The organism is Gallaecimonas mangrovi, assembly GCF_003367375.1.
GTDB lineage: Bacteria > Pseudomonadota > Gammaproteobacteria > Enterobacterales > Gallaecimonadaceae > Gallaecimonas > Gallaecimonas mangrovi.
Genome location: NZ_CP031416.1, coordinates 2,983,581 through 3,007,411, shown reverse-complemented (window position 1 = coordinate 3,007,411; position 23,831 = coordinate 2,983,581). Strand labels below are relative to the sequence as shown.

Annotated in this window: 24 protein-coding genes; 18 read left to right on the top strand and 6 right to left on the bottom strand. The window is 53.5% G+C overall.

Annotation, left to right across the window (positions count from 1 at the left end; all coding sequences use genetic code 11):
- Positions 1-32: 32 nt before the first annotated feature.
- Positions 33-2,315 carry a putative bifunctional diguanylate cyclase/phosphodiesterase gene (locus DW350_RS14380; protein ID WP_115719595.1) on the top strand — a complete coding sequence of 761 codons (2,283 nt, stop codon included), beginning with the start codon at positions 33-35 and terminating at the stop codon, positions 2,313-2,315.
- Here DW350_RS14380 and DW350_RS14375 read toward each other — a convergent pair.
- Entirely contained in the window at positions 2,278-3,534 is a 1,257-nt protein-coding gene (locus DW350_RS14375; protein WP_115719594.1) for an NAD(P)/FAD-dependent oxidoreductase, read from the bottom strand. The genes DW350_RS14380 and DW350_RS14375 overlap by 38 nt on opposite strands.
- 178 nt (positions 3,535-3,712) lie before the next feature.
- On the opposite strand from DW350_RS14375, the gene DW350_RS14370 reads away from it, so the two are divergent.
- The gene (locus DW350_RS14370) at positions 3,713-4,384 is read left to right on the top strand and encodes a COG3650 family protein (RefSeq protein WP_152032986.1); all 672 of its coding nucleotides are present in this window, start codon (positions 3,713-3,715) and stop codon (positions 4,382-4,384) included.
- Here the strand turns inward: DW350_RS14370 and DW350_RS14365 are convergent.
- The 3 genes from DW350_RS14365 to ygfZ all read right to left on the bottom strand — a co-directional run bounded on the left by DW350_RS14365 (position 4,362) and on the right by ygfZ (position 6,522).
- The gene (locus DW350_RS14365) at positions 4,362-4,913 is read right to left on the bottom strand and encodes a peptidylprolyl isomerase (RefSeq protein WP_115719592.1); all 552 of its coding nucleotides are present in this window, start codon (positions 4,911-4,913) and stop codon (positions 4,362-4,364) included. The genes DW350_RS14370 and DW350_RS14365 overlap by 23 nt on opposite strands.
- Positions 4,914-5,004: 91 nt before the next feature.
- The gene (locus DW350_RS14360) at positions 5,005-5,355 is read right to left on the bottom strand and encodes a DUF3718 domain-containing protein (RefSeq protein ID WP_192954692.1); all 351 of its coding nucleotides are present in this window, start codon (positions 5,353-5,355) and stop codon (positions 5,005-5,007) included.
- A 198-nt stretch (positions 5,356-5,553) separates the two neighbouring features.
- A complete protein-coding gene (gene ygfZ / locus DW350_RS14355; protein WP_192954691.1) occupies positions 5,554-6,522 on the bottom strand; it encodes a tRNA-modifying protein YgfZ in 969 nt (322 codons plus the stop codon).
- A gap of 113 nt (positions 6,523-6,635) precedes the next feature.
- Here ygfZ and DW350_RS14350 point away from each other — a divergent pair, with 113 nt between their 5' ends.
- Complete coding sequence (locus DW350_RS14350) at positions 6,636-6,899, top strand: FAD assembly factor SdhE (protein ID WP_115719589.1); 264 nt, start codon at positions 6,636-6,638, stop codon at positions 6,897-6,899.
- Positions 6,868-7,230 carry a hypothetical protein gene (locus tag DW350_RS14345; RefSeq protein ID WP_152032985.1) on the top strand — a complete coding sequence of 121 codons (363 nt, stop codon included), beginning with the start codon at positions 6,868-6,870 and terminating at the stop codon, positions 7,228-7,230. The genes DW350_RS14350 and DW350_RS14345 overlap by 32 nt, the downstream gene beginning before the upstream one ends.
- Here the strand turns inward: DW350_RS14345 and nadB are convergent.
- On the bottom strand, positions 7,202-8,803 hold the full coding sequence (gene nadB / locus DW350_RS14340) for an L-aspartate oxidase (protein ID WP_115719587.1): 1,602 nt from the start codon (positions 8,801-8,803) through the stop codon (positions 7,202-7,204). The genes DW350_RS14345 and nadB overlap by 29 nt on opposite strands.
- Positions 8,804-8,981: 178 nt before the next feature.
- Between nadB and rpoE the strand changes: the two genes are divergently transcribed.
- The 14 genes from rpoE to DW350_RS14270 all read left to right on the top strand — a co-directional run bounded on the left by rpoE (position 8,982) and on the right by DW350_RS14270 (position 22,856).
- The gene (gene rpoE / locus DW350_RS14335) at positions 8,982-9,566 is read left to right on the top strand and encodes an RNA polymerase sigma factor RpoE (RefSeq protein ID WP_115719586.1); all 585 of its coding nucleotides are present in this window, start codon (positions 8,982-8,984) and stop codon (positions 9,564-9,566) included.
- Positions 9,567-9,579: 13 nt separating this feature from the next.
- A complete protein-coding gene (locus DW350_RS14330) occupies positions 9,580-10,155 on the top strand; it encodes a sigma-E factor negative regulatory protein (protein ID WP_115719585.1) in 576 nt (191 codons plus the stop codon).
- Positions 10,152-11,183 carry a MucB/RseB C-terminal domain-containing protein gene (locus DW350_RS14325; RefSeq protein WP_115719584.1) on the top strand — a complete coding sequence of 344 codons (1,032 nt, stop codon included), beginning with the start codon at positions 10,152-10,154 and terminating at the stop codon, positions 11,181-11,183. Before DW350_RS14330 ends, DW350_RS14325 begins: the two co-directional genes overlap by 4 nt.
- Entirely contained in the window at positions 11,180-11,650 is a 471-nt protein-coding gene (locus tag DW350_RS14320) for a SoxR reducing system RseC family protein (RefSeq protein ID WP_115719583.1), read from the top strand. Before DW350_RS14325 ends, DW350_RS14320 begins: the two co-directional genes overlap by 4 nt.
- A gap of 70 nt (positions 11,651-11,720) precedes the next feature.
- A complete protein-coding gene (gene lepA, locus DW350_RS14315; RefSeq protein WP_115719582.1) occupies positions 11,721-13,511 on the top strand; it encodes a translation elongation factor 4 in 1,791 nt (596 codons plus the stop codon).
- 9 nt (positions 13,512-13,520) lie between these two features.
- Positions 13,521-14,441, top strand: a complete 921-nt coding sequence (lepB, locus tag DW350_RS14310; RefSeq protein ID WP_115719581.1) for a signal peptidase I — start codon at positions 13,521-13,523, stop codon at positions 14,439-14,441.
- A 50-nt stretch (positions 14,442-14,491) separates the two neighbouring features.
- Positions 14,492-15,412, top strand: coding sequence for a signal peptidase I (lepB, locus tag DW350_RS14305; protein WP_115719580.1), 921 nt, complete (start codon positions 14,492-14,494; stop codon positions 15,410-15,412).
- A gap of 44 nt (positions 15,413-15,456) precedes the next feature.
- Positions 15,457-16,131 carry a ribonuclease III gene (gene rnc / locus DW350_RS14300; RefSeq protein WP_152032984.1) on the top strand — a complete coding sequence of 225 codons (675 nt, stop codon included), beginning with the start codon at positions 15,457-15,459 and terminating at the stop codon, positions 16,129-16,131.
- The gene (gene era / locus DW350_RS14295) at positions 16,124-17,017 is read left to right on the top strand and encodes a GTPase Era (protein ID WP_115719578.1); all 894 of its coding nucleotides are present in this window, start codon (positions 16,124-16,126) and stop codon (positions 17,015-17,017) included. Before rnc ends, era begins: the two co-directional genes overlap by 8 nt.
- Positions 17,017-17,697 carry a DNA repair protein RecO gene (gene recO, locus DW350_RS14290; protein ID WP_115719577.1) on the top strand — a complete coding sequence of 227 codons (681 nt, stop codon included), beginning with the start codon at positions 17,017-17,019 and terminating at the stop codon, positions 17,695-17,697. The genes era and recO overlap by 1 nt, the downstream gene beginning before the upstream one ends.
- Positions 17,694-18,419, top strand: coding sequence for a pyridoxine 5'-phosphate synthase (gene pdxJ / locus DW350_RS14285; RefSeq protein WP_115719576.1), 726 nt, complete (start codon positions 17,694-17,696; stop codon positions 18,417-18,419). Before recO ends, pdxJ begins: the two co-directional genes overlap by 4 nt.
- Positions 18,416-18,781, top strand: coding sequence for a holo-ACP synthase (acpS, locus tag DW350_RS14280; protein WP_115719575.1), 366 nt, complete (start codon positions 18,416-18,418; stop codon positions 18,779-18,781). Before pdxJ ends, acpS begins: the two co-directional genes overlap by 4 nt.
- 142 nt (positions 18,782-18,923) lie before the next feature.
- A complete protein-coding gene (locus DW350_RS19790; protein WP_319018096.1) occupies positions 18,924-21,017 on the top strand; it encodes an autotransporter-associated beta strand repeat-containing protein in 2,094 nt (697 codons plus the stop codon).
- Positions 21,018-21,245: 228 nt separating this feature from the next.
- Positions 21,246-22,856, top strand: coding sequence for a methyl-accepting chemotaxis protein (locus tag DW350_RS14270; protein ID WP_192954690.1), 1,611 nt, complete (start codon positions 21,246-21,248; stop codon positions 22,854-22,856).
- 42 nt (positions 22,857-22,898) lie between these two features.
- On the opposite strand, the gene DW350_RS14265 is transcribed toward DW350_RS14270, so the two are convergent.
- Entirely contained in the window at positions 22,899-23,729 is an 831-nt protein-coding gene (locus tag DW350_RS14265; protein WP_115719573.1) for an undecaprenyl-diphosphate phosphatase, read from the bottom strand.
- Positions 23,730-23,831: the final 102 nt, after the last annotated feature.

Here is a 23,831-nt window from a genome sequence, read left to right as displayed (position 1 = left end):
AAGGATTTTTGTCCCCGATAACGCACTAGCTTATGACTAAAAGCCGCACTGTCTTACTCGAACGCCGTTTTCGGAATGCGCCTTTGCGTATCACCTGCCTTTATGGTGCCTTGGCCCTTGGGTGGATTTGGGGCTCCGATTACGTTATTGACGCCTTCTTTGCCAATAACTTCTGGTTACAAAGCTATAAAGGCACTTTTTTTGTGCTACTGACCGGCTTTATTCTGTATCGCCTTATCTCGCGTTTCGCCAAACACCAGCTCAGTGCTTACCATCGCCAAGTAGTCTTAACGGAAAGTTATCAGAGTCTCTTTAATGAACATCCGATGTCTTTATGGCTGGTGGGCCAAAAAGGTGATGTTGTTCAATGTAATTCGCGTGCTGCAAATTTGTTTCCAAATGCTTCCTCGCTAGACCAAATATTTGTCCCACAGTTCCATGAACTTTTTTTGCAGGCCTTGGCCAATGGCGACTTGGACTCCCTTGCCCAGGAGATGTCGCTGGTAAATGGCATGACGGTCAAAGTCTTGGCCAGAAAGGTGCTCTTTAATGAGCGCGAGCAAGTGCTGGTGGCTGCCATGGATTTCTCGGGGGAGCGCCAGGCGTTAAAGAAGTTGGCGCAAAGCGAAAAGCTGATGCAGGCGCTGGTATCAAGGTTGCCGCAGGTGTTTTGGAGTTTCGATGTCGAGTCGGGGCACATTGATTACGTATCACCAGGCTACGCCAACCTGATTGGCCGCGACCCACTGGTACTGAAAGAAGACGCTAACGATTGGTTGAAAGCCATTGTCAGCCAGGACCGCGATAAAGTGCAGCGGGTGGTGACCAGCGGCCAGCGTTTGCGCGGTGAAACCGAACTGGAATTTCGGGTGCTCGACCATGAGGGCAATGAGCGCTGGATCCGCGACAACGCTTACCCGGTAACCGATGACGATGGTCGGGCGATGAAAATTGCCGGCATCATGACCGACATCACCGAAAGCCATACCCAAAAAAGCCGCATTTGGCATTTATCTCACCACGACCAGCTAACTGGGCTTGCTAACCGCGTGCTGCTTGAACAAAGCGTTGACCGTTGGCTGCGCCAGGGTAAAAGCGGCTTCTTGTGCTTGCTGGATTTAGACCGCTTTAAAAATATCAACGACACCTTGGGCCACCAGGCTGGCGATGAAGTCCTAGTGCAGCTTGCCCATCGCCTTCGCAGCCGTTTTGGCGACGAAATGCTCATCGCGCGCAGTGGTGGCGATGAATTCATTGTGGCAGCGCCGCGTAGTCTCGATGACGACGAACTTGAAGCGCTTATCGCTCATCTGCGCCAAGGGGTGGCTGAGCCCTTGGTGATTGGCAGTGAGCAGCATATTTTGACCCACAGCCTGGGGCTGGTGCGATTCCCCGAGCAAGGGCACAGTGCCGAGGGCTTACTGCGCCGAGCCGAAGTGGCCATGTATGCCGCCAAGCAAGCCGGGCGCGATAACTACCGCTTCTTTAGTACCGACTTGGCAGGCCCTAGCCTTGAGCGGATGCGCATGGAAAACCGGCTGCGTAGCGCCCTGGATAACAATGAGTTTTTACTGTTTTACCAACCTAAATTTAGCTTGGTAGCGCGGCAGATGACCGGCGTTGAGGCGCTTATTCGCTGGCGCCAAGACGGTAAGCTGGTGTCTCCCGCCGATTTTGTGCCGCTGCTGGAAGAAACCGGCCTTATCCGCTCGGTGGGCCGCTGGGTTGCCAGCGCCGCCATTGAGCAGTTGGCATTGTGGCAGCCGCGGTGGCCACACTTAAAAATGGCCATTAACGTCTCGGCAGCGCAGCTCGATGACCACGGCCTTGCTGACTTTATTGCCGATGAGTTGGCGCGTTTTGAGTTGCCCGGTGAGCGTTTGGAAGTGGAGCTGACCGAAGGGGCGCTACTGCGAGACCCAAAAGAAGCCATGTGTTTTATTGAGGCCATTAAAGAGCGTGGTATCCGCTTGGCGGTAGATGATTTTGGCACCGGTTATTCTAGCCTTTCACACCTTAAAGACTTTGCCCCAGATGTGCTGAAATTGGACAAAAGCTTTGTGCAGCCGATGGCTACCGATGTGCGTTCAACCAAGCTGGTTGCAGGGGTAGTTGCCTTGGCCCATGGGTTGGGGATTGAAGTGGTTGCCGAAGGGGTAGAGGACAAGGCGCCGCTGATGATGCTGAGCCAAATGCAGTGCGACATTATTCAAGGCTTTTATTTAGCAGAGCCGATGATGCCAGACGCCCTGGAACCTGCCCAGGGCGCCGAGCGCCTTAGTGCAGTTTTAAGCGAGGACGCACCCAGCCATTGAGCTTGTCAGCGATCATCAGGCCAATGGTGCGCATCACCCCAAACATCGCAAACTGGTGTTTACGATAGAGCGAAATGTACATCCACCGAGCCAGGTGTCCTTCCACAAACAAGGTGCCTTTTGCCAAGGATCCCATCAAACCGCCCACTGCGCTGTGTTCGGCCAGGGAGACCAAAGAGCCATAGTCTTGGTATTTAAACTCGTCTTTAAAGGTCTCGCCCTTAATGAGCGCCACCAACAGCTTATTCAAATAGGTGGCTTGTTGGTTGGCCGCTTGCGCCCGAGGTGGCGCCGCGCCGCAGCAATCGCCTAACGCATAAATGTGCTCGTCAGAGGTGCGTAGCTGGCTGTTGACTTCAAACTGGTTACGCCGCGACGTTTCAAGGCCCAGGGTGGTTAACCAGTCGGCGCCGCGAATACCGGCTGCCCAGACCATCAGGTCCGCTTCTATCTTTTCATCGCCGTCCAAAACAAAGGCGGTTTTGGTTGCTTCCACCACTTTGGCGCTGGTGCGTACCTTGACGTTGAGCTTGCCCAGCTCGCGAAGGGCTTTGTTGGCAATCTTTTCGTTCAGGGCCGGCAAAATGCGCGGGCCTGCTTCCAGCAAGGTCAGTTCCAGGCTGAGATTTTTGGCGCCATAGTGGCGAAAAACCCGCTCGGCGCTTCTTAGCTCAGCCGAGAGTTCAACACCGGTGGCACCGGCACCGACAATGGCCACCGACAGTTTGGCGGGTGTGGTACTTAAGGTTTGACCCTGTACCTTGGCCAACAGGTGGTCATGAAAAACGTTAGCTTGCTCAGGGCTATCGAGGAAGAAGGCGTGCTCGGCCACACCCTTGGTGCCAAAATCTGCGCTTTGGCTACCAACGGCGAGAACCAGGTAATCATATTGAATGTGTTGGCTACTGGAGAGGAATCGGCCTTTGCCATCGCGGCTGGGGGCCAGGGTGAGCTGTTTATTATCTTTGTCCAGCTCGGTTAAGTGGCCTTGCACGAATTGAAAGCGATTGAGTCTCGCCAGGTTTAAGTAATCCGCTCCACCCAGTTCAGGGTTGAAGGCACCGGTGGCAACTTCATGGAGCAGGGGTTTCCAGACATGTTGACGATGCTGGTCGATAAGAAGCACCTGCGCGAGCTGCTTCTTACCGAGGCTGCGTCCCAGCCGGCAAGCTAATTCGAGCCCACCAGCGCCGCCGCCTACAACAACGATACGCTTCATACATTTTCTCCTTGGGGTTGGCGCTAGATTAACATTGCGGCGAAGCCCCTACGAAATAAAAAAAATCAATAAGTTACCATGCAGTAAATAGCGTGAATTGTTGGTTAATTAGTCATTGTCAGCCTGGATTGTGGTTCGTTATTTAAGGTTGCTAAAAGCCAAAGTGTTGGGGACATTGATGAATAAACGGATGTTGTTTTTGGGGCTTTTAGTGCTAACGGGTTGCGATCAATCGCAAAACGTCACGGCTAAGGCACCGGAACCGGCAGATATGTCCGAAAGGCTGGCTACATATCGGGTAAAAGTGTTTAGCTGCATTGGTAATAATCTGGTGCTAGAAGCCCGCGCCGAGAGCGGAACTGTGTATATCGACAAGGTAGCCCATGCTGTTGAAGGCTCGCAACGCGGGGATGCAACGCTTTATCAAGGCAAAGATTTACGTTTGCAGGTAAAGGGCAAAGAGGCGGTTTTGCATCGGGGGATGCAAAATCAAGCCTGTAAATTGGATAGCAGTGCCACCCCTTGGGATGCGGCACGTATCAAAGGCGTCGGTTTTCGGGCGCTGGGCAGTGAACCCGGTTGGGTGCTGGAAATAACCAACACCGAGCTTGATTTAACCAGCAACTATGGCCAGTCACATATTCAAGCCAAGGCCCGCCTCCGCCAACAGGGCGACAAAACCCTGTATCAGAGTGCTGACTTTACGGCTATTTTGAGCCCCGGGCCCTGCACCGACAGCATGAGTGGTGAGCGTTTTGAAACCCGGGTGGAAATTAAAATGCCGGACGCGACCTTACAAGGCTGTGGCAACAGTTTGCCTGGCGGCTTTAGTCGGCCTGCCAAACCTTAATTGCCAAAATATGGATAGGTACCTTGGGGTGGTGAAAGGCCACTTTTTTATCACCGTAAGTTAGCCACTCTTCCTTCACCTGGCTGTTGGCAATAGCGTCCAGGGTCTCTTCACCTTGAGTAAGTTGGCCAAACACCGTGTAGTGGCCGTCAAGGTGCGATCTGACGGCATCGCAAATATAAAACTCGGTGCTGCCGCTGTTGGGGTCTTCATCGCGGGCCAGGCCCAGGGTGCCTTTTAAGTGTGGTTTACTGGAAAACTCAGCTGGCACCGTATCGTTTTTGGTCACAGGGTCGTTATCGTCGCCGGAGCCTGCTTGAATAACATGGCCTTTGACTACCCGATAAAAGGTTTTGCCATTATACCAACCGCTATTGGCCAGCTTTTGAAAATGAGCCACCGTTTTCGGGGCGACGTCGTCAAAGAGCTGAAAGGTCATGCTGCCTTTATCGGTGCTGATGGTGGCCATCAGGGTTTTGGCAAAAAGGGCAGGGCTGATGACGAGCAGGGCGAGAAACAATAAACGCATCTTCGGTTCCAGTTTAAAAGAACCTAAGATGCGCCTTGTTAAAAAAATGTGTCAAACGAGTGCGGGCAGTTTTGTGATTCATGCCAACAACTTAGCGGCTGCCTTTGACTTCAATAGTGCCGCTGTTAAGCGCCACCATGTCGGTGACTTGGACGCTGCGACTCATGCGTCTTAAAAATTGATAAGCCACGCGGTCATTACCTGCCGCTTTAGCAAAGCGGCCTACGGCTACGTCGTTGCATTTAAGGCTATTTGCCAGTTGGCGGTAACTAAAGCGGCTTTCCTGCACTGCCATCAGCATTTGGATTGGGGTCGCGGTCGCTGCCTTAATACAAAGCTGGGTTTCAGGGGTATTGTTAGCCGCAACGAATTGGCTGTTATCTGCTAAAGCGGCGGTACTGGTGAGGGCACCAGCCAGTAACACTAAGGGTAGGGCTTTCATTTGTTCTCTCCAGGTGAGCAAGGCGCTAAGGCCGGTTGCATGAAGTCTGAAGAGCATTGGCTAAAAATTCGCCTTTAAGTCTTGTCGGGATGTAACAGAAGATGACTGGCCTAAAGAAGCCTGTGGCGCTAAGGCCTTGAATTGACGAATGTGCCAGCAAAAGACGCGCTTTTGCTTGGCACACTTTTTTACAAGCCTTTAGCCGCTGATAAGGCTAAGGCTGCTGTCTGGCTGATCTTTTACCCGAAACTGGCTATCTGGCTCCAGGTCGTTATTGGCAACGGCCAGCAGCCGCAGCTGCCCTTCGGCAAACTGATAAGCGGCCACCACAATACCGCCGCGGCGGTAGTTTTCACCCAGTTTTAGCTCTATTTCATCACCGGCTTTGGGTGTAGTAGCGGCTTTACCGCCGAGTTGCCAGAGGGTCTTTTTGTTGCCGCCGCGAAAGTGCATGCGCGCGACCACTTCTTGGCCGATGTAGCAGCCCTTTTCAAAGCTGATGCCCCCTAAGGTGTCAATGTTCAGCTGCTGCGGAATGTATTCACCTTGCAGCGCGGCTGGCAACCAAGGGGTAGCGCTGACAACATCAAGCCCTTGCCAAGCAGCAGCTTGGTACCAGCTGCCATTTAGGGTGTTTACCAAGGTCGCCATGGCGTCAGGTGACAGGGCAACAATAAAGCGGTTATCGGCTGTTTTTAGCACCAAGCCATGGTCATTGCTGATAACGTGCAGGGCGTCTTTGGGCGTTTCAAGGCCTGCCGCATTTAGCGCCTTTTCAGCCTCATTGCCTGCCAGCCCTAACAGTAATAGCTCGTCGCTGGCATCGGTTAACGCCACTTTATTGAAAACGGCGAATTTGGCCATGCCGGGTAGCTGGGTGGCGATGGCATCACGTGCTTCAATCAGTAACACATCGCCTTGGTGGCGCAGCAGTGTAAAGAGCCCAAGCATTTTACCCTTGGGGTCGCACTGGGCAGCCAGGGTGGCCTGGTTGGGGGCCAACTGGGTCAAATCAGCGGTTATTTGACCTTGTAAGAATTTTTCGCTTTCTTCGCCACGTAAACGCACTAGGCCAAGCTCGGTAAGCGGCATCAGCGCCAAGGCTGGCACTGCCAATGGTAACGCCTCTGTTGGCAGCGGATTGAGGATGGATTGCCAGGATGACATCAAATACCTCCTTTGGTGATTGGCGACATCATACTGCATGCAGCCAATAGGCTGAATAGCGCGAAGAAAGCAGGTAAACTTGGCCGATAAAATTTGCCGGAGTATTGCGCAACATGACCGATCCGAAGAATAAAGCGCGCCTGAAATGGGCTTGTCGTCGTGGCATGCTGGAATTGGATGTGCTGTTCGAGCCCTTTGTTGAAGAAGCTTATGACGATTTAAGCGACAAAGAGAAAGCCACCTTCGAACGGTTGTTAACCCAGGACGACCCGGATCTGTTTGCTTGGGTAATGGGTCATCAACAGTGCCCCGATGCCGAAATGGCGGCTATGGTGCAGTTCATCCTTGACCGTGTCCACGCCCGTATCAAGTCATAACCTTTATCTTCGCCAATGGCGCTGGCGGCCCGTCCTGGAGCGCGGCGCGCTGTTGCTGGTGTTGCCCGCTCTGCTTTGGCTTGGCTGGCGCGCCCTTTGGTTATTGCTGCCCCTGTGGTGGGTAAAACTGCCCAAAGCCCCCCAACTTATTTGGTTGAATGAAGCAGGGGCGCTGCGCCTTGATGGCGAGGCTGTGTCTTGCCGCTGGGCAATGAAAAGCCCGCTGCTGGTGATGTTCCAGGCGGGCTCGTGTTGGTACTGGATTTACCGGCCGGAGCTCGGCGAGGCAGACTGGCGCCGCCTTAAACGTTGTCTGGGTGCAAAACCGTAGGTCCGGACTTTTCTAAAAGTTCCGGATAATCAAGGTTATAGTGCAGGCCACGTGACTCTTGCCGCGCCATGGCACAGCGCACAATAAGCTCGGCTACTTGCACCAGATTACGCAGCTCCAACAGGTTATTCGACACCCGGAAGTTGGCGTAGTAGTCATGAATTTCCTGCTTCAACAGTTCAATACGGTGCATGGCCCGTTCTAAACGTTTGTTGGTGCGCACTATGCCAACGTAGTCCCACATGAAAAGCCTGAGCTCATGCCAGTTATGGGCAATGACCACTTCTTCATCGGAATCACTTACCTTGGACTCGTCCCAAGCAGGGGCGGTGGGCACGCTGCTAAGTTGGCCCAGCTCGGTGTTGATTTTCTCAGCTGCGGCGGTGCCGAAGACCAAACATTCAAGTAACGAGTTTGACGCCATGCGGTTGGCGCCATGCAGGCCGGTATAGGCGACTTCGCCAATGGCATAAAGGCCGGGCACATCGGTTTGGCCCTGCATGTCGGTCACCACGCCGCCGCAGGTATAGTGTGCGGCCGGTACCACCGGTATCGCTTGCTTGGTCATATCAATACCAAGGCTCATCAGCTTTTCGTAAATGGTCGGGAAATGCTTGGTGATAAAGTCGCTGTCTTTATGGGAAATATCCAAATAAACACAGTCAGCGCCGAGCTTTTTCATCTCGTGGTCGATAGCGCGTGCCACCACGTCCCGCGGGGCCAGCTCGGCCATGTCATGATATTGCGGCATAAAACGGCTGCCGTCGGGGCGTTTTAAATGCGCGCCTTCACCGCGTAGCGCTTCGGTTATTAGGAAGTTCCTGGCTTGCGGGTGATAAAGGCAGGTGGGGTGAAACTGGTTAAATTCCAAGTTGGCGACCTTGCAGCCCGCCCGCCAGGCCATGGCAATACCATCGCCGGATGCAATATCCGGGTTCGAGGTATATTGATACACCTTAGATGCGCCGCCAGTGGCCAGTACCACCGCTTTCGCCCTAATGGTTTCTACCAGGCTTTTCTCGCGGTTCCAGACATAGGCGCCAAAGCAGCGCGGTGAGTTGAGGCCAAATTTGTGGCCGGTGAGCAAATCCACCGCATTGTGCGCTTCAAGAAGCTGAATGTTAGGATGGTGTCTTACCTGCTCGACCAGCGTCAGTTGCACCGCTTTACCGGTGGCATCGGCGGCATGAAGAATACGCCTGTGGCTGTGGCCCCCTTCGCGGGTGAGGTGAAAACGCGAGTTGTCGTCTTCTTCTTTATCGAAGGGTACCCCCAGGTCAATTAACCACTCCAGCGCTTCTTTGGCATGGGATGCGGTAAAATGCACGGCATTTTCTTCACATATTCCTGCACCAGCGACCAAAGTGTCATTAACATGGGATTCTATGGTGTCGGTTTCGTCAAACACCGCGGCGATGCCGCCTTGGGCGTAGAAGGTGGAGCCCTCTTTTAACGGGCCTTTGGCTAACACGGTGACCTGGGCGGTCTCTGCTAATTTCAGTGCCAGGGTTAAACCGGCGGCACCGGAACCGACAACCAGGACGTCACAAAGATGGTCAGTGTCTGTTCGCATACAGTATGATGGCGCTTAGGAAAAGACGGATGCGGCGCAGTATCCCTCTAACATCAAGCAAGAGTCAAAAAGTTAGGGATTAATTGAACTTCCCTTAAATTACCACGTCATACAGGTGGCGCTGGTACCGAGTCAGAACGCAAAAACTGAGAATAACATGTTGGGAGAACAGGCTCGGATGACTGAGCAGACCGTTGATAACGACCTGGCGTTGGTTGAGCGTGTACAACGTGGTGACAAACAGGCGTTCAACTTGCTCGTCGCCAAATACCAACACCGTTTAGCCAACTTGGTGGGGCGGTATGTAAAAAATCAGGGCGATGTACCTGATGTTGTGCAGGAAGCCTTTATTAAGGCCTATCGTGCCCTGCCTAATTTCCGCGGCGAAAGTGCCTTTTATACCTGGCTTTATCGTATCGCGGTCAATAGCGCCAAAAACTATTTAGTGGCGCAAGGCCGTCGTCCGCCGGCCAATGATGTGGACGCGGACGAAGCAGAATTCTATGACGGCGCTGATGCGCTGCGTGAAGTTGACAGCCCAGAACGAATGTTGCTGTCAGACGAAATAAAGAAAGTGGTGTTCGAAACCATTGAGTCCTTGCCGGACGATTTGCGTTCCGCCATCACGCTGCGGGAAATGGAAGGGCTCAGTTATGAGGAGATCGCCACTGTGATGGATTGCCCTGTGGGCACTGTCAGGTCGCGGATCTTCCGGGCTCGTGAAGCTATCGATAAACGGCTGCAACCGTTGCTCAGGCGTTAAGGGTAAAATACTTATGGCACAGCATCGTGACGAACTCTTCTCGGCTTTGGTGGATAACCAGCATGCGCTGGATGACGCCTGGCTGGAAGAACTCAAATCTGACCGCGACACCGCCGAGCGTTGGCAACGCTATCACCTGATTGGTGATGTAATGCGCAGTGAAATGCCGGAGCAGATGTCGCTGGATATCACTGCCCGGGTTGCTGCTGCCCTGGACGACGAGCCGCAGCTGCTGGCCCCCAAGGCCACTGACAAGGCCAAACCCAAAGGCCTGCAAGGTTTCTGGCGTCCGGTTGCACAATTGGCCATAGCCGCGTCAGTGGCGCTGGTGGCCGTTGTGGGTGTGCAGCAATACGGCGCTAAGAGCGACGTACCGCAACCGTCTAACCCGGTGCTGTCTACCTTGCCTGCCATGGGCACTGCCGCCCCTGTTAGTTTGGAAGCCGGTCCGCCGAGTGGTCATGAAGGCCGCTTGATCCAGGCCGAGCAGCAGCGCCGCGTTAATGCCTACCTGCAAGACCACGCACAGCAGCTGCGTTTGCAGGATGATGAAAAGGCCAATGAGGATAGCGAGGCTAAACCGAAATGATGTTTCCCTGGCTGGTGCTGGCGGCAGTAACAACAGCGTCAGCACCGACTCAACAGGGGCCCAAAGCCCCTGTTAGCCAGCCGCAAAGCCAAGCCGTAGAGCAGTTACCCCAACCTTCTTCATCGCAAAGTGCTCAACAGAACCAAGCGCAAGCGATGGAGTGGCTTAAGGCGTTATCACACGCCCTGACTCACGAAGATTACGTGCTTTCTCTGGTTAAAGTGCAGGAAGGGCGGGTACAGCCGTTTCGTTATGAGCACGGCGTGGTCGACGGCAAAGAAATTGAACACCTAGTCTTTTTAAATGGCCCGCCCCGTGAAGTGGTGCGAAAAGGCAATGTGGTTACCTTACTGGATATGGACCACACGCCGTTTTCATACCGTGCCGATACCATTCGCGGCCCCATTCCCGATGCCCTGCTAAGCCCCCCGGCCGACTTGGCTGATCACTACGATCTGGTGTTGGCAGGGGTGTCCCGTATTGCCGGCCACCCGGCGCAGCTATTGCGTATTGTGCCTAAAGACCAATATCGCCATGGCTTTTGGATCTGGATAGACAGAGACAGCCACTTGCCACTGCGGGTTGACCGTGTTGCCCAAGACGCAGAGGTAATTGAGCAGCTGATGGTGGTGGATGTTGACCAGCTTGATAAACCTTCAGCCCACATTGAGCGGGTTGCCAAGGCGAAATTCCCGGCGCCTTCCACCCTAACCAACCAGGGTGCGCCAGAAAAGCTGGGCAAAGTCACCTGGCTGCCACCGGGCTTTCGGCCGGTAGTGGCCAACTATCACCGCTTAGCGCAGCTCGGTGAGGGCGTTGATTACTGGCTGTACTCCGACGGTTTGGCCGAAATTGCGGTTTACATTAACCCCAGCGCACCGCGCCAGGATTTAACCATCCACCAAAATGGCTTTTTTAATTTGGTGGGTATTAACCATGGTGGCACCGAAGTGATGGTGGTGGGCACAGTGCCTTCCGCTGCCCTTGAACGGGTTGCCAGCCAAGTGACACTGCAGGGGCACCCATGATTGAGCGCGACGTGCAGGTGGTGGCGGTGAAAGGCCGCCACATCAAGGTTGAGTTTCAACGCCAATCCAGCTGCGACAGTTGCTCGAATAACGAAAGCTGTGGCAGTGGCCAGTTGTCTAAATCCTTTAATCGTCGCCTGGACGTGCTGGACATGCAGTGCGACCAGGCGGTTGCGGTGGGTGATTTTGTGCGGGTTGGTATTAGCGAGCAAAGCCTGCTGCGCGGCACTTTGGTGTTATACCTGCTGCCACTGCTGTGCCTGATTGTTGCCGCGGTTATCGCCAGCCAGCTCACGCAGCTTTTGGCGTTGGCAGAGCTGTGGATTTTACCGGCGATGGTGGCCGGTGGTTACGGCGGCTTTAAGTGGGCCGGACACCTTGCCGCACAGGTGGTAGAAGAGCCACAACTGATTAAGGTACTGAGCCGCGAGAAAGACAGAATGGAACTGGCGGTGTTGGGCGGATGATTTGCCTCTCGCTTTAGCGTAAAATCGGCGCATTTGCGACCCAGCATCGATTTGGACCCATCCTAGCCTCATGAAGCATATTCGTAATTTCTCCATCATCGCCCACATTGACCACGGCAAATCCACCTTGTCTGACCGCTTGATCCAAGTGTGCGGTGGCCTCACTGATCGCGAGATGCAGCAGCAGGTTCTGGACTCGATGGACTTGGAACGCGAGCGCGGCATTACCATCAAGGCCCAGAGCGTTACCCTTAACTACACCGCCAATGACGGCGAAACCTACCAGCTGAATTTCATCGACACCCCCGGCCACGTCGACTTTTCCTATGAAGTGTCCCGCTCTTTGGCGGCCTGTGAAGGGGCGCTGTTGGTGGTGGATGCTGGTCAAGGCGTAGAAGCCCAGACCCTGGCTAACTGCTACACCGCGCTGGATATGAATTTGGAAGTGGTGCCGGTTCTTAACAAGATTGACCTGCCCCAGGCCGACCCTGAACGGGTTGCCACCGAAATTGAAGATATTGTCGGTATTGAAGCCATCGACGCTGTGCGTTGTTCTGCCAAAACCGGTATCGGTGTCGACGAAGTACTGGAACGTATCGTTCAAGCCATTCCTGCCCCTGAAGGTAACCCCGATGCGCCGCCGCAGGCGCTGATCATCGATTCCTGGTTCGACCCCTACCAAGGGGTAGTGTCTTTGGTGCGTATCAAACACGGCTCCCTTAAAAAGGGCGACAAAATTAAGGTGATGAGTACCGGCCAAAGCTGGGATATCGACCGTATCGGTATCTTCACCCCTAAACAAAAAGACACCAATGGCCTGCAATGCGGCGAAGTGGGTTGGGTGGTTTGCGGCATTAAAGACATTTTGGGTGCGCCGGTGGGCGATACCCTGACCTTGGCCAAGAATGGCGCCGACAAGCCACTGCCAGGTTTTAAACGGGTGAAGCCGCAGGTTTATGCCGGTTTGTTCCCGGTCAGCTCCGACGATTACGAGTCGTTCCGCGACGCGCTTGGTAAATTGTCGTTAAACGATGCTTCGCTCTTTTACGAGCCAGAAACCTCCACTGCGCTGGGTTTTGGTTTCCGTTTGGGTTTCCTTGGCATGCTGCACATGGAAATTATCCAAGAGCGTTTGGAGCGTGAATACGACCTGGACCTTATCACCACGGCGCCCACGGTAATCTACGAAGTGGTTAAAACCGACGGTGAAACCATTCAGGTTGATAACCCTTCGGCGCTGCCGCCTATCCAGAATATCGAAGAAATTCGTGAGCCTATCGTTGAGGCGCACATTCTGGTACCGCAAGAATACCTGGGTAACGTTATTACCCTGTGTGTGGAAAAGCGCGGCATGCAAACCAACATGGTCTACCACGGTAACCAAGTGGCACTGACCTATGAATTGCCGATGGCCGAAGTGGTGCTGGATTTCTTTGACCGCCTTAAGTCCACCAGCCGCGGTTACGCGTCCTTGGATTACAACTTCAAGCGTTTTGAAAGCGCTGACATGGTGCGTTTGGACATGATGATCAACGGTGACAGAGTAGACGCTCTGGCCATTATCACCCACAAGGAAAATGCCCAATACCGGGGCCGTGAACTGGTTGAGAAAATGAAAGAACTCATTCCTCGCCAGATGTTTGATATCGCCATTCAGGCCGCCATTGGTAACCATGTCATTGCCCGCTCTACCGTTAAGGCAATGCGTAAAGATGTAACCGCAAAATGCTACGGCGGTGACGTTTCCCGTAAGAAAAAACTCCTTCAGAAACAGAAGGAAGGTAAAAAGCGGATGAAGCAACTGGGTAACGTAGAAGTGCCCCAGGAAGCCTTCCTCGCCATTTTGAAAGTGGGTAAATAAGGACAATACATGGCGCAGTACTTCTCCATTTTATTGGTAGTGATCACCTTGGGTACCGGCTTGGTTTGGGCCCTCGATAAATTTTTGTGGGCGCCGAAACGGCGGGCAGCACTGGCCAAGGCTGAACAGTCGGCCGGTGGCGAATTAGACGAAAACAGCCGTGAGAAGATGCTGGCCCATCCGGGCTGGGTAGAAAGCTGCCGCGGTGCTTTCCCGGTGATAGCAGTGGTGCTGATACTGCGCTCTTTTTTGTATGAACCCTTTCAAATTCCGTCCGGCTCGATGATGCCGACCTTGCTGGTGGGCGACTTTATCCTGGTGGAAAAGTTTGCTTATGGCCTGAAAGACCCCGTGCTGGGTAAAACCGTGATCCCAACTGGCCAGCCCAAGCGCGGCGATATTATTGTTTTTAAATACCCCGAAGATACCAGCGTTGATTTCATCAAACGGGTGGTGGGGCTGCCGGGCGATAAAATTATCTACCGCAACAAACACCTTTATATTCAGCCTGCTTGTAAAGAAGGCGAGAAAACCTGCCCCGACCCGCAAGAAGTGACCAGCGTTGATAAAGGCAAAGGCGAGTTCTATTTGGGGAACTTCCCGCTGGATAGACGCACCGAAAGCTTGGGTAAGGTGAAACACGATATTTTACTTAACTACGCCTTCCCTGACCGCGTTAGCGATTACAAACGCCAACCTGGCCTGCCAGCCGGTGAATGGATAGTGCCCAAAGACGAGTACTTCGCCATGGGTGATAACCGCGACAACAGCCGTGACTCTCGCTTCTGGGGTTTTGTACCTAAAGCTAATTTGGTCGGTAAAGCGGTCTTTATCTGGATGAGCTTCGACATGGACCGAGGCCAAGACAGCTGGTTACCTAGCTGGGTACCCACCGGCGTGCGCTTTGGCCGCATCGGGCCTATCCACTGAGGTAAAAGGGCAACATCCCAGTCAATACGTGCATTGTGTAAGGAGTACCGATGGCCCAGTATTTTTCGATTTTTTTGGTGATGTTGACCCTGGTTACCGGTCTGGTGTGGGCTTGGGATAGATTCCTGTTAAGCCGGCGCCGCCGTCAGGTGCTGGCTGAGGCTGAACAAGCTACTGCTGGCGGCCTGGATGAAAAAAAGCGCACGCAACTGATGGCCCGGCCTGGCTGGGTAGAAAATTGCCGGGGAATGTTTCCGGTGATTGCAGTGGTGCTGGTACTGCGCTCTTTTTTGTATGAGCCGTTCCAGATACCCTCTGGCTCGATGATGCCCACCTTGCTGGTGGGCGATTTTATTTTGGTCGAGAAGTTCGCGTACGGTATTAAAGATCCGGTGTTTAGCCACAAGCTGATTGCCACCGGCGAGCCCAAGCGCGGCGACGTATTTGTATTTAAAGACCCGCGCGACCCGCACATTGATTTGATTAAGCGGGTAGTGGGGCTGCCGGGCGACCGTATCGTGTTCCGTGACAAGCAGTTGTATATTCAGCCCGCTTGCCAACAGGGCCAACAGCCTTGCCCGGCGTTACAGGCGGTGGCCAGCGCCGATATTGGCAGCGGTGAGTTTTATCTCGGGTCTATGCCCCTTGATAGACGCACCGAAACCTTGGGTAAGGTAAAGCACGATATCTTGGTGGACCGCGCCTTGCCTGACCGCTTAGGTGAATATTTTCGCCAGCAAGGCCAACCGTCAGGGCAGTGGCTGGTGCCCAAAGGTGAATATTTCGCCATGGGTGATAACCGAGATAACAGCGCCGATTCGCGGTTTTGGGGCTTTGTGCCCGAGCAAAACCTGGTTGGAAAGGCCGTTTTTATCTGGATAAGTTTTAAAATGGACCGCAGTCCCAATAGCTGGCTTCCGAGCTGGGTGCCAACTGGCATTAGATTTGGACACTTAGGTCCCATAAAATAGCGATTCTGTAGGGCGGACGAACCGCCCTCTTTATTGGAAGACTGATGACCAATTCTTTAGAGACTCTGTATCGCCGTCTGGGTTATAGCTTTGTAGACGAAAAACGGGTGCGCCAAGCACTGACGCACCGCAGCGCCGGCTCGCAGCACAACGAGCGTCTGGAATACCTGGGCGACTCGATTTTAAGCTTTGTGGTAGCCGATGCTCTGTATCACCGTTTCCCGGCGGCGAACGAAGGGGACATGTCGCGTATGCGCGCGACCTTGGTTAAGGGCAAAACCCTGGCCGAACTGGGCAGCGAGTTCCAACTGGGGGACTTTTTGCGCTTGGGCCCAGGCGAGCTCAAATCCGGCGGTTTTCGCCGGGAGTCTATTCTGGCCGACGGCGTAGAAGCCCTTATCGGCGCTATTTATTTAGACTCCGACTTGCCAACCATTCGTGACCTTATCTTAAGCTGGTACAGCGAGCGTCTTGAGGCCATTCAGCCCGGTGTCGCGCAAAAGGATCCGAAAACCCGTTTGCAAGAATACCTGCAAGGCAAGCGCCAACCTCTGCCAAACTATCAGGTAGAAAAGGTGGAAGGGGAAGCCCACCAGCAAACCTTTACTGTTTCTTGTCTGGTAGAAGGTATCGACAGCCCCTTTATGGGCGTAGGCTCTAGCCGCCGTAAGGCCGAGCAAGCCGCCGCCGAGCAAGCTCTGGAGCAATTGAATGACTGAACAACGCTGTGGTTTTGTAGCCATTGTTGGCCGCCCCAATGTGGGTAAATCCACGCTTTTGAATAATCTGCTGGGCCAGAAAGTATCCATTACCTCCAAAAAGGCGCAAACCACCCGCCACCGCATTTTGGGCATCGATACCCAGGATGATATGCAGGTGATCTACGTTGACACCCCCGGCCTGCACAAGGACGAGAAAAAAGCCATTAACCGCCTGATGAACCGCGCTGCCGCCAGTAGCCTGGGTGACGTTGAAGTGGTGGTGTTTATGGTGGAAGGCAGTATCTGGGCAGACGATGACCAGATGGTGCTGGAAAAGCTCAAAAAAGAGAAAAAGCCGGTGGTTTTGGCGGTCAATAAGGTCGATAACGTTAAGAATAAAGACGCCTTGTTCCCGCATTTAAAATGGCTGTCTGAGCAGTTTAACTTTGCCGCCATAGTGCCTATCAGTGCGGAAAAGGGCACCCAGGTTGAAGCGCTGCGCAGTGAAGTGGAAAAACACATTCCCGAGTGCGAGTTTATCTTCCCGGAAGATCACATCACCGACCGTTCCAGCCGCTTTATGGCGGCGGAAATCATCCGTGAAAAACTGATGCGTAACCTCGGTGAAGAAGTACCTTATTCGGTTACCGTTGAAATTGAACAATTTCAAGAAGAAAACGGCCGCTTTCATATCAACGGCCTTATTCTGGTTGAGCGCGATGGGCAGAAGAAAATGGTCATTGGCGCCAAGGGCGAGAAGCTTAAGCGTATCGGCACCGATGCCCGCCAAGATATGCAGCGCCTCTTTAACTACCCGGTGCATCTGGAACTGTGGGTTAAAGTGAAATCCGGCTGGGCTGACGATGAACGCGCCCTGCGCTCTTTGGGTTACGGAGACGATTAATGACCCAAGCGGCCTATGTGCTGCACCGCCGCCCTTACTTGGATGATGCGGCCTTGGCCGAGCTGTTATTGGCCGACGACAGCCGTGTTGGCGCGGTGGTGCGGGGCATGGCCGCAAAAAAAAGTCACAAAAGGGCCGCCATGCAGCCCTTTGTGGAGTTGGAATTAACCCTGGCAGGCCAGGGCGATTTAAAAAATGCCCGCGCCATTGAGGTTAAAACCGCCCATAGCCTCACCGGTAATGCCCTTTATGCCGGTTTCTACGTTAATGAACTTATCATTCGCCTGGTGCCTCGGGGCACCGACACCGACGGTCTTTTTGCCCTTTATCAGCAAACCTTGCTGGCGTTGATGAGCACCGAAGTTGAACCGGTATTGCGCCGCTTTGAATTAAGCCTTTGCCATCGCCTTGGCTACGGCATTGATTTGTGGCGTGACAGTAGCGGCCAGCCACTTAATGCCGAAGGGCGTTATCAATTGGTGCCGGAAGAAGGCCTGCTGGCTGACGTAAAAGGCCCTTATCCTGGCCTGCATTTACTGGCCATTGCCCAGGATAACTGGCAAGACAGCGATACCAGACGCTTTGCTAAACATTTCTGCCGCGCTCTGCTAGCCCCGCATTTGGGGGACAAACCACTGAAAAGCAGGGAGCTATTTCGACTCGCAGGAGGAGTTCAATGAGCAGTATTCATTTGGGTGTCAACATCGACCATATCGCCACCGTGCGTAATGCCCGCGGTAGCCAATATCCTGATCCGGTGGAAGCGGCCTTTGTGGCAGAGCGAGCGGGGGCTGATGGCATTACCATTCACCTGCGCGAAGACCGTCGCCACATTAAAGACCGTGATGTGTTTTTATTAAAAGACACCATCCAAACCCGCATGAATCTGGAAATGGCGGTGACCGACGAAATGCTCGGTATTGCTGAAAAAGTTAAACCCGGCTTTGTGTGTTTGGTGCCGGAAAAACGCCAGGAACTCACTACCGAAGGCGGTTTGGATGTTGCCGGCCAGTTTGAACGGATAAAAGATGCCTGTGCGCGCATGCATGACGCCGGCATCTTAGCGTCGCTGTTTATTGATTGCGATCCGCGCCAAATTGAAGCCGCAGCAAAATGCCAAGCGCCCTTTATTGAAATTCACACCGGGCATTATGCTGACAGCACCGGCGCCGAGCAGGCCAAAGAGTTAGAGCGCATTCGCCGCGGTGTAACCTTGGCCGACAGCTTAGGCATTACCGTCAATGCCGGTCATGGCCTGCATTATCACAATGTGCAGCCCATCGCTGCCATGCCACAAATTTATGAACTGAATATCGGCCACGCCATTATTGCCCGGGCTCTTTTTGACGGCCTAGATAAAGCGGTGCGTGATATGAAAGCACTGATGGTAGCCGCCCGGTGATCGTCGGCCTTGGTAACGATGTGGTGCGTATTAATCGCTTTGAGCGCTCGGCAGAGCGCTTTGCCAAGCGGCTGCTCACCGCCGCTGAGCTCGCCCAATACCAAAGCCGGGGTAAACCCCTGGCTTTTATTGCCAAGCGCTGGGCCGCCAAAGAAGCGGCGGCCAAGGCGCTGGGTACCGGTATTGCCGCGGGTGTGAGCTTTCAGCACTTTTGCGTCAGTAATGACGCGGCTGGTAAGCCACATTTAGCGCTCAGCGGCCGAGCCAAGCAACTGGCTGATGCCTTGGGCGTCAAGTCCATCCATTTAGCACTGAGTGACGAGAAAGAGCTGGCCATGGCCACCGTTATTCTTGAATCCTAGTGCCGTCCACTTTCGCCATGCTTTCCTTTACTCAACTATTTTTCTTTAATTTATCAATAGGTAAGAAAAGCGTCACAAGGCTTTAATATCTCGACCTTATGTTGGCAAACGTTTTCGTCTCCCTTTGATATGGAAAAGAACAATGTTTGCCGAAACGCCTTTTCGACGCCATGCCATGTCTGTGGCGCTGGCCGCCGCTTGTGCAGTGACCCTGGCTGGCTGTGACCACAGCCCCGATTCCCCCAGCAGTAAACCTGCCGAACCTACTGGCCTGGGTGCTGAACTGTCAGTACCGCTGCCCAGTGTTTCCTATCCGCTACCGGTCAGTGACAACGGCGAGAACAACGCCGACAGCACCTATCGCTGGAGCGTAGATACCAACCCGATGGCTTATTTGCTGCTGGGGATGAACAAGGTCTGGAAATTAAATCTCGATGGCTGGCAGGAAAATGCCAACGGTAACGGCCCCGACACCAGCTTTGTGGATAACCAGACCATCGTCAATGCGACCATTTGGCAGCAAAACATCCAATATGTCATGGATGTCACCGCTGACCGAACCGACGCCCAGGCCATTCAAGCCTTCTTGGATGACCAGCGCAGTAAAAACTACAGCGTGATTGATGGTTATGGCCCCCTGACTGAGGCTTATGTGGCTGCATCCGGCGCTTATACCGACATCAACGTGCCCACCACTAGCGATGTGCTCAGCAATAGCCACTATGTTGCCGATAACAACGACGGCATTGCCTATGCCGGTGATGCCAGCAGTGACTTAGGTGCCGTATACCAGCTGGTTTATGATTTTCGCCAGGCATCACCTGCCTCTACCAATGCTTCTAAATATATTTACTCCACCCCACGGCCTTGGCGGATGGACGACAGCGGCACCATCGATTATCAAGGAACCACCAGTTACGTCTGTACCGACCCGGACGGTACCAGCACCACTGAAACCTATGACGTATACACTTCCAGCGTGGTGGTGGTGCCGGGGCTGATGTGTGCTCGTCGTGCCAATAGCGAAGACAGCTACCTTGATCAAGATGGCAGTAATCAGCGTAAAGACGGTGCCTACCCCAGCGGCCACACCAACGCTGGCTACCTGGCGGCCATGGCCTATGCCTACGCCTTGCCACAGCGTTTTTCAGAAATGCTGACCCGCGGATCGCAACTGGGTGAAGACCGTATTCTGGCGGGTATGCATTCGCCAGTGGATGTCATTGGCGGCCGTATTCATGCCATGGCGGTTGCGGCTTATGCCTTGGGGCAAAGCAGTATCCTGGCTGATGCCCAAAGCGCTTATAGCACGGCTCAAAGTTACTTTGGCGAGCTGGCTGACCAAGCTGGTGAGAGCCTTTATGACTACGCCCACGCTACTGTGGTAAGCCCTGGCAGCCTGACCGACGGTGACAACGTCAATACCGAGGTGTTTAACAACAACGACTACAGCGACCACGCCGCAATGAAAGCGCTTTATCGTCAGCGCCTGACCTACGGCTTTACCCAAACCGGCAGCGCCGGTGAAGACCCTGTTGTTCCCGAAGGGGCAGAGCGGCTGCTGGCCTCCCGGCAGCCTTACCTGACTGCGGCTCAGCGCCGGGCAGTGATTTACACCACCGAGATTGACTCAGGCTACCCCATTATTGATGACTCCAACGGTTGGGGCCGCATCGATTTGGTTACCGCCGCTGATGGTTACGGTGCCTTTGTAGGTGATGTTACGGTCAACATGGATGCCTCTGACGGCGGTTTTAGTAGCCACGACTGGTGGCGTAACGATATCAGCGGTGAGGGGCTCTTAACCAAAGAAGGTACCGGTACCCTGACCTTAACCGGCGACAACAGCTACAGCGGCGGTACCTTGGTGAAAGCTGGCACTCTGGAAGCCGCTTCTAGCAGTGCCTTTGGCAGTGGCGACCTTTACATGACCGGCGGGGAAGTCGAAGTGAATGCCGACGGCGCCCTAAACCTTGCCAACTACACCCAGGATGATGGCTCCCTGGTGCTGGAAATGGATAACGATGACACCCAGGTAAGCGCTGCCGACATTGTTTATCTGTCCGGCGGTAATCTGGTTTTGGATTTTGGCGACACTACGCCAACGAGCGGCAGTCAATACACCTTGCTCACCGGCAGTAAGGTGTATGGCAAGTTCGCCAGTGTCAGCACTGATGCCGATGTCAGTATTTCGCTGAAATATACCGGCACGGCGGTGATTGCCACCATTAAATAAGCCTCTATTTCGCTCATCAAAAGCCGGGTTTGCCCGGCTTTTTTTTGTGGGAAATGACGGCCATTTGGGGCGACCTTTATTTCACGCTCGGCTAAAGCCTTGCAAAGTTTATTGTGGTTTAAACAAATGTGTTTTGTGTTCAGCGTCTTAAAGCGCGGCTTGACCGAGGCCGATAAGGACGATAGGCAGGTTTTGCCTTACAGAACGGGTCGTCCAATGTTTAGAAAAATGAGTACTTTGCCACGTACTATGCTGGCATTTTCCATCTTGCTGTTGTTATTGGTCGTTATGGGAGGCTTTGCGCTTTGGCAGGCTTCAAAAATTAACCAGTCTGTTGAGCGTATTCAAAATCAATCCATGGCCCGTTTAGGGGTAGCCGGCTCTTTAGCGGAAAACATGGCCAGGATGCGTATCACCGCTTTTCAGTTTTATGTTTTTACCGCGCCCGATATTCGCCAGCACTTTTTAGATAACTGGAACAAGATCAGCGCTCAGGTTGACGACAACCTGAAGACGTATGGCGAGTTGGTGAAATCAGACAAGGGCCGCAGTATCTTGGCGACCTTGAATCACTACAACGACATCTACAAAAAAGAAGCTATGAAGCTTCGGCAAATGGCGATTGACGGGCATCTACCAGAGGCGTTAGCGCAGCTGAATATGATGAACAAAACCTACGCCTACCCAATGATTAACAACGCTGCGGCCTTAGCCAAAATGAACGCTGAAGCGGCCGAGGGTGAGAAGCAAAACGCGGCGCAAGTATACAAAGACACACAAATCTGGACAGTGTTACTGACCTTGGTGTCGTTACTGGTTGGAGCCTTACTGACTTGGCGCTTTAGCTTGAGCATTGTTGGCCCCATGCGTGAAGCCTTAACCATTGCCCGGCGTATAGCCGACAATGACTTAACCGGCCACATTGCAGTGCAAGGTAACGATGAAGCCGCAGATATGCTCAAGGCTTTTGAAACCATGCAAAGCAACCTGCGCCAGGCCATGGGCCAAATTGGTAGCTCTGCCACCCAGTTAGCCAGTGCCTCAGAGCAAATGAGCGCCATCACCAATGACGCGATGAAAATGCTCACCCGTCAGAATGATGAAATTGATCAGGCAGTGACTGCGGTGACTGAAATGAGCGCGGCAGTTGAAGAAGTGGCTGGGAACGCCGTGCAAACCTCTGAGCAGTCGAAAAGTTCGACCGAGACGGCTGCCAGTGGCCGCAAACAAGTGGATGAAGCGGTGCACTCCTTAGAGACCTTGGTGAATAACGTCCGCAATGCCTCGGAGCAAGCACTGGTCCTGGCTGAGGAAACCGGCAATATCAGCAAAATGCTGGATGTGATCCGGGCGGTATCGGAACAAACCAACCTGTTGGCGTTAAACGCCGCCATTGAAGCGGCGCGGGCCGGGGATGCCGGCCGGGGTTTTGCGGTGGTGGCCGATGAGGTGCGTAATCTTGCCAAACGCACTGCTGAATCGACTAACGAAATTGAGAACATGATTAGTTCGGTGCAGCGCGGCACCCAAGACACCGTTAGCGCCTTGCAAATGAGTGTTGACCACGCTGGCGAAACGCTGACCAAGGCCTCCATGGCTGGTGAAGCCCTTAGCACCATTGAAAGCTCAGTTTCAGCGATTAACGACCGTAACTTGGTGATTGCCACTGCTGCCGAAGAACAGGCGCAAGTCGCCAGGGAAGTCGACCAGAACTTGGTGAGTATTCGCGACCTGTCTTATCAAACCTCAACGGGGGCAGGCGAGGCCAATACGGCATCAAAAGAGCTTGCCAAGTTGGCAACCGACCTTAATGCGATGTTGCGGCGCTTTAAGGTGTAGCAAGAAAGGTGTAGTAAGAAAAAAGGGCCGTACGGCCCTTTTTTATGGCTGGGCTGTATCCCAGTCAATCCAGTGAAATTGCCAGGTCAGCAAAATAAACAAACCAAAGACGATGCGGTACCAGGCAAAAACGCTATAGCTGTGCTTGCCAATAAATTTAAGCAGGGCTTTTACGGCCAGCATGGCGAAGATAAAGGAGAACAGTAACCCGAGGGCGAAGACCGGTACATCACTGGCCTGGAACAGGTGCCGATATTTATAGCCGGAATACACCGCAGCGCCCAGCATGGTTGGAATGGCAAGGAAAAACGAAAACTCGGTGGCGGCAGTACGAGACAAACCAAACAACAGACCGCCGATAATGGTAGAGCCCGAGCGAGAAGTGCCGGGAATAAGTGCTAAACACTGGGCGCAGCCGACTTGCAGTGCTTGCTTCCAGGTCATGTTATCAACGCTTTGGGCGGTGATGGTGTGTTGGCGTTTTTCTGCCCACAGCATAACAAAGCCACCAATTACCAAGGCTGTCGCAACGGTAATGGGGTTAAAAAGATAGTGGTGAATAATATCGGCAAAACACAGGCCCATAATCACGGCTGGGAAAAAAGCAATGAGCAGGTTCGCGGTAAAGCGCTGTGCCGGGCGCTCACTGGGCAGGCCAACCACCACTTTGGTAATGGTGCGGCGATATTCCCAAACCACCGCAAGAATGGCACCTAGCTGAATAATAATATTAAAGGCCATGGCGCGGTCACCGCGAAAGTCGATGAGATCGGCGACGATAATTTGGTGGCCAGTACTGGATATCGGTAGGAACTCTGTGATCCCCTCAATAACCCCTAAAATCATTGCCTGAAAGGCAACCCAAAGATCCATTCAATGTTCCTCTCGGGTGTGTTACCCGCAATACGTCTAATTGTTATCGAGTTCAGGCCCGTAATGATGGCTGAAGTTCCGGGCTTTGCATTTTTATGGCGG

What these genes read in the sequence shown, in the direction of transcription:
- DW350_RS14380 (WP_115719595.1), top strand. Translation starts at nt 33, where the DNA reads ATGACTAAAAGCCGCACTGTCTTACTCGAACGCCGTTTTCGGAATGCG.
- DW350_RS14375 (WP_115719594.1), bottom strand. Translation starts at nt 3,534, where the DNA reads ATGAAGCGTATCGTTGTTGTAGGCGGCGGCGCTGGTGGGCTCGAATTA.
- DW350_RS14370 (WP_152032986.1), top strand. Translation starts at nt 3,713, where the DNA reads ATGAATAAACGGATGTTGTTTTTGGGGCTTTTAGTGCTAACGGGTTGC.
- DW350_RS14365 (WP_115719592.1), bottom strand. Translation starts at nt 4,913, where the DNA reads ATGCGTTTATTGTTTCTCGCCCTGCTCGTCATCAGCCCTGCCCTTTTT.
- DW350_RS14360 (WP_192954692.1), bottom strand. Translation starts at nt 5,355, where the DNA reads ATGAAAGCCCTACCCTTAGTGTTACTGGCTGGTGCCCTCACCAGTACC.
- ygfZ (WP_192954691.1), bottom strand. Translation starts at nt 6,522, where the DNA reads ATGTCATCCTGGCAATCCATCCTCAATCCGCTGCCAACAGAGGCGTTA.
- DW350_RS14350 (WP_115719589.1), top strand. Translation starts at nt 6,636, where the DNA reads ATGACCGATCCGAAGAATAAAGCGCGCCTGAAATGGGCTTGTCGTCGT.
- nadB (WP_115719587.1), bottom strand. Translation starts at nt 8,803, where the DNA reads ATGCGAACAGACACTGACCATCTTTGTGACGTCCTGGTTGTCGGTTCC.
- rpoE (WP_115719586.1), top strand. Translation starts at nt 8,982, where the DNA reads ATGACTGAGCAGACCGTTGATAACGACCTGGCGTTGGTTGAGCGTGTA.
- DW350_RS14330 (WP_115719585.1), top strand. Translation starts at nt 9,580, where the DNA reads ATGGCACAGCATCGTGACGAACTCTTCTCGGCTTTGGTGGATAACCAG.
- DW350_RS14325 (WP_115719584.1), top strand. Translation starts at nt 10,152, where the DNA reads ATGATGTTTCCCTGGCTGGTGCTGGCGGCAGTAACAACAGCGTCAGCA.
- DW350_RS14320 (WP_115719583.1), top strand. Translation starts at nt 11,180, where the DNA reads ATGATTGAGCGCGACGTGCAGGTGGTGGCGGTGAAAGGCCGCCACATC.
- lepA (WP_115719582.1), top strand. Translation starts at nt 11,721, where the DNA reads ATGAAGCATATTCGTAATTTCTCCATCATCGCCCACATTGACCACGGC.
- lepB (WP_115719581.1), top strand. Translation starts at nt 13,521, where the DNA reads ATGGCGCAGTACTTCTCCATTTTATTGGTAGTGATCACCTTGGGTACC.
- lepB (WP_115719580.1), top strand. Translation starts at nt 14,492, where the DNA reads ATGGCCCAGTATTTTTCGATTTTTTTGGTGATGTTGACCCTGGTTACC.
- rnc (WP_152032984.1), top strand. Translation starts at nt 15,457, where the DNA reads ATGACCAATTCTTTAGAGACTCTGTATCGCCGTCTGGGTTATAGCTTT.
- era (WP_115719578.1), top strand. Translation starts at nt 16,124, where the DNA reads ATGACTGAACAACGCTGTGGTTTTGTAGCCATTGTTGGCCGCCCCAAT.
- recO (WP_115719577.1), top strand. Translation starts at nt 17,017, where the DNA reads ATGACCCAAGCGGCCTATGTGCTGCACCGCCGCCCTTACTTGGATGAT.
- pdxJ (WP_115719576.1), top strand. Translation starts at nt 17,694, where the DNA reads ATGAGCAGTATTCATTTGGGTGTCAACATCGACCATATCGCCACCGTG.
- DW350_RS19790 (WP_319018096.1), top strand. Translation starts at nt 18,924, where the DNA reads ATGTTTGCCGAAACGCCTTTTCGACGCCATGCCATGTCTGTGGCGCTG.
- DW350_RS14270 (WP_192954690.1), top strand. Translation starts at nt 21,246, where the DNA reads ATGAGTACTTTGCCACGTACTATGCTGGCATTTTCCATCTTGCTGTTG.
- DW350_RS14265 (WP_115719573.1), bottom strand. Translation starts at nt 23,729, where the DNA reads ATGGATCTTTGGGTTGCCTTTCAGGCAATGATTTTAGGGGTTATTGAG.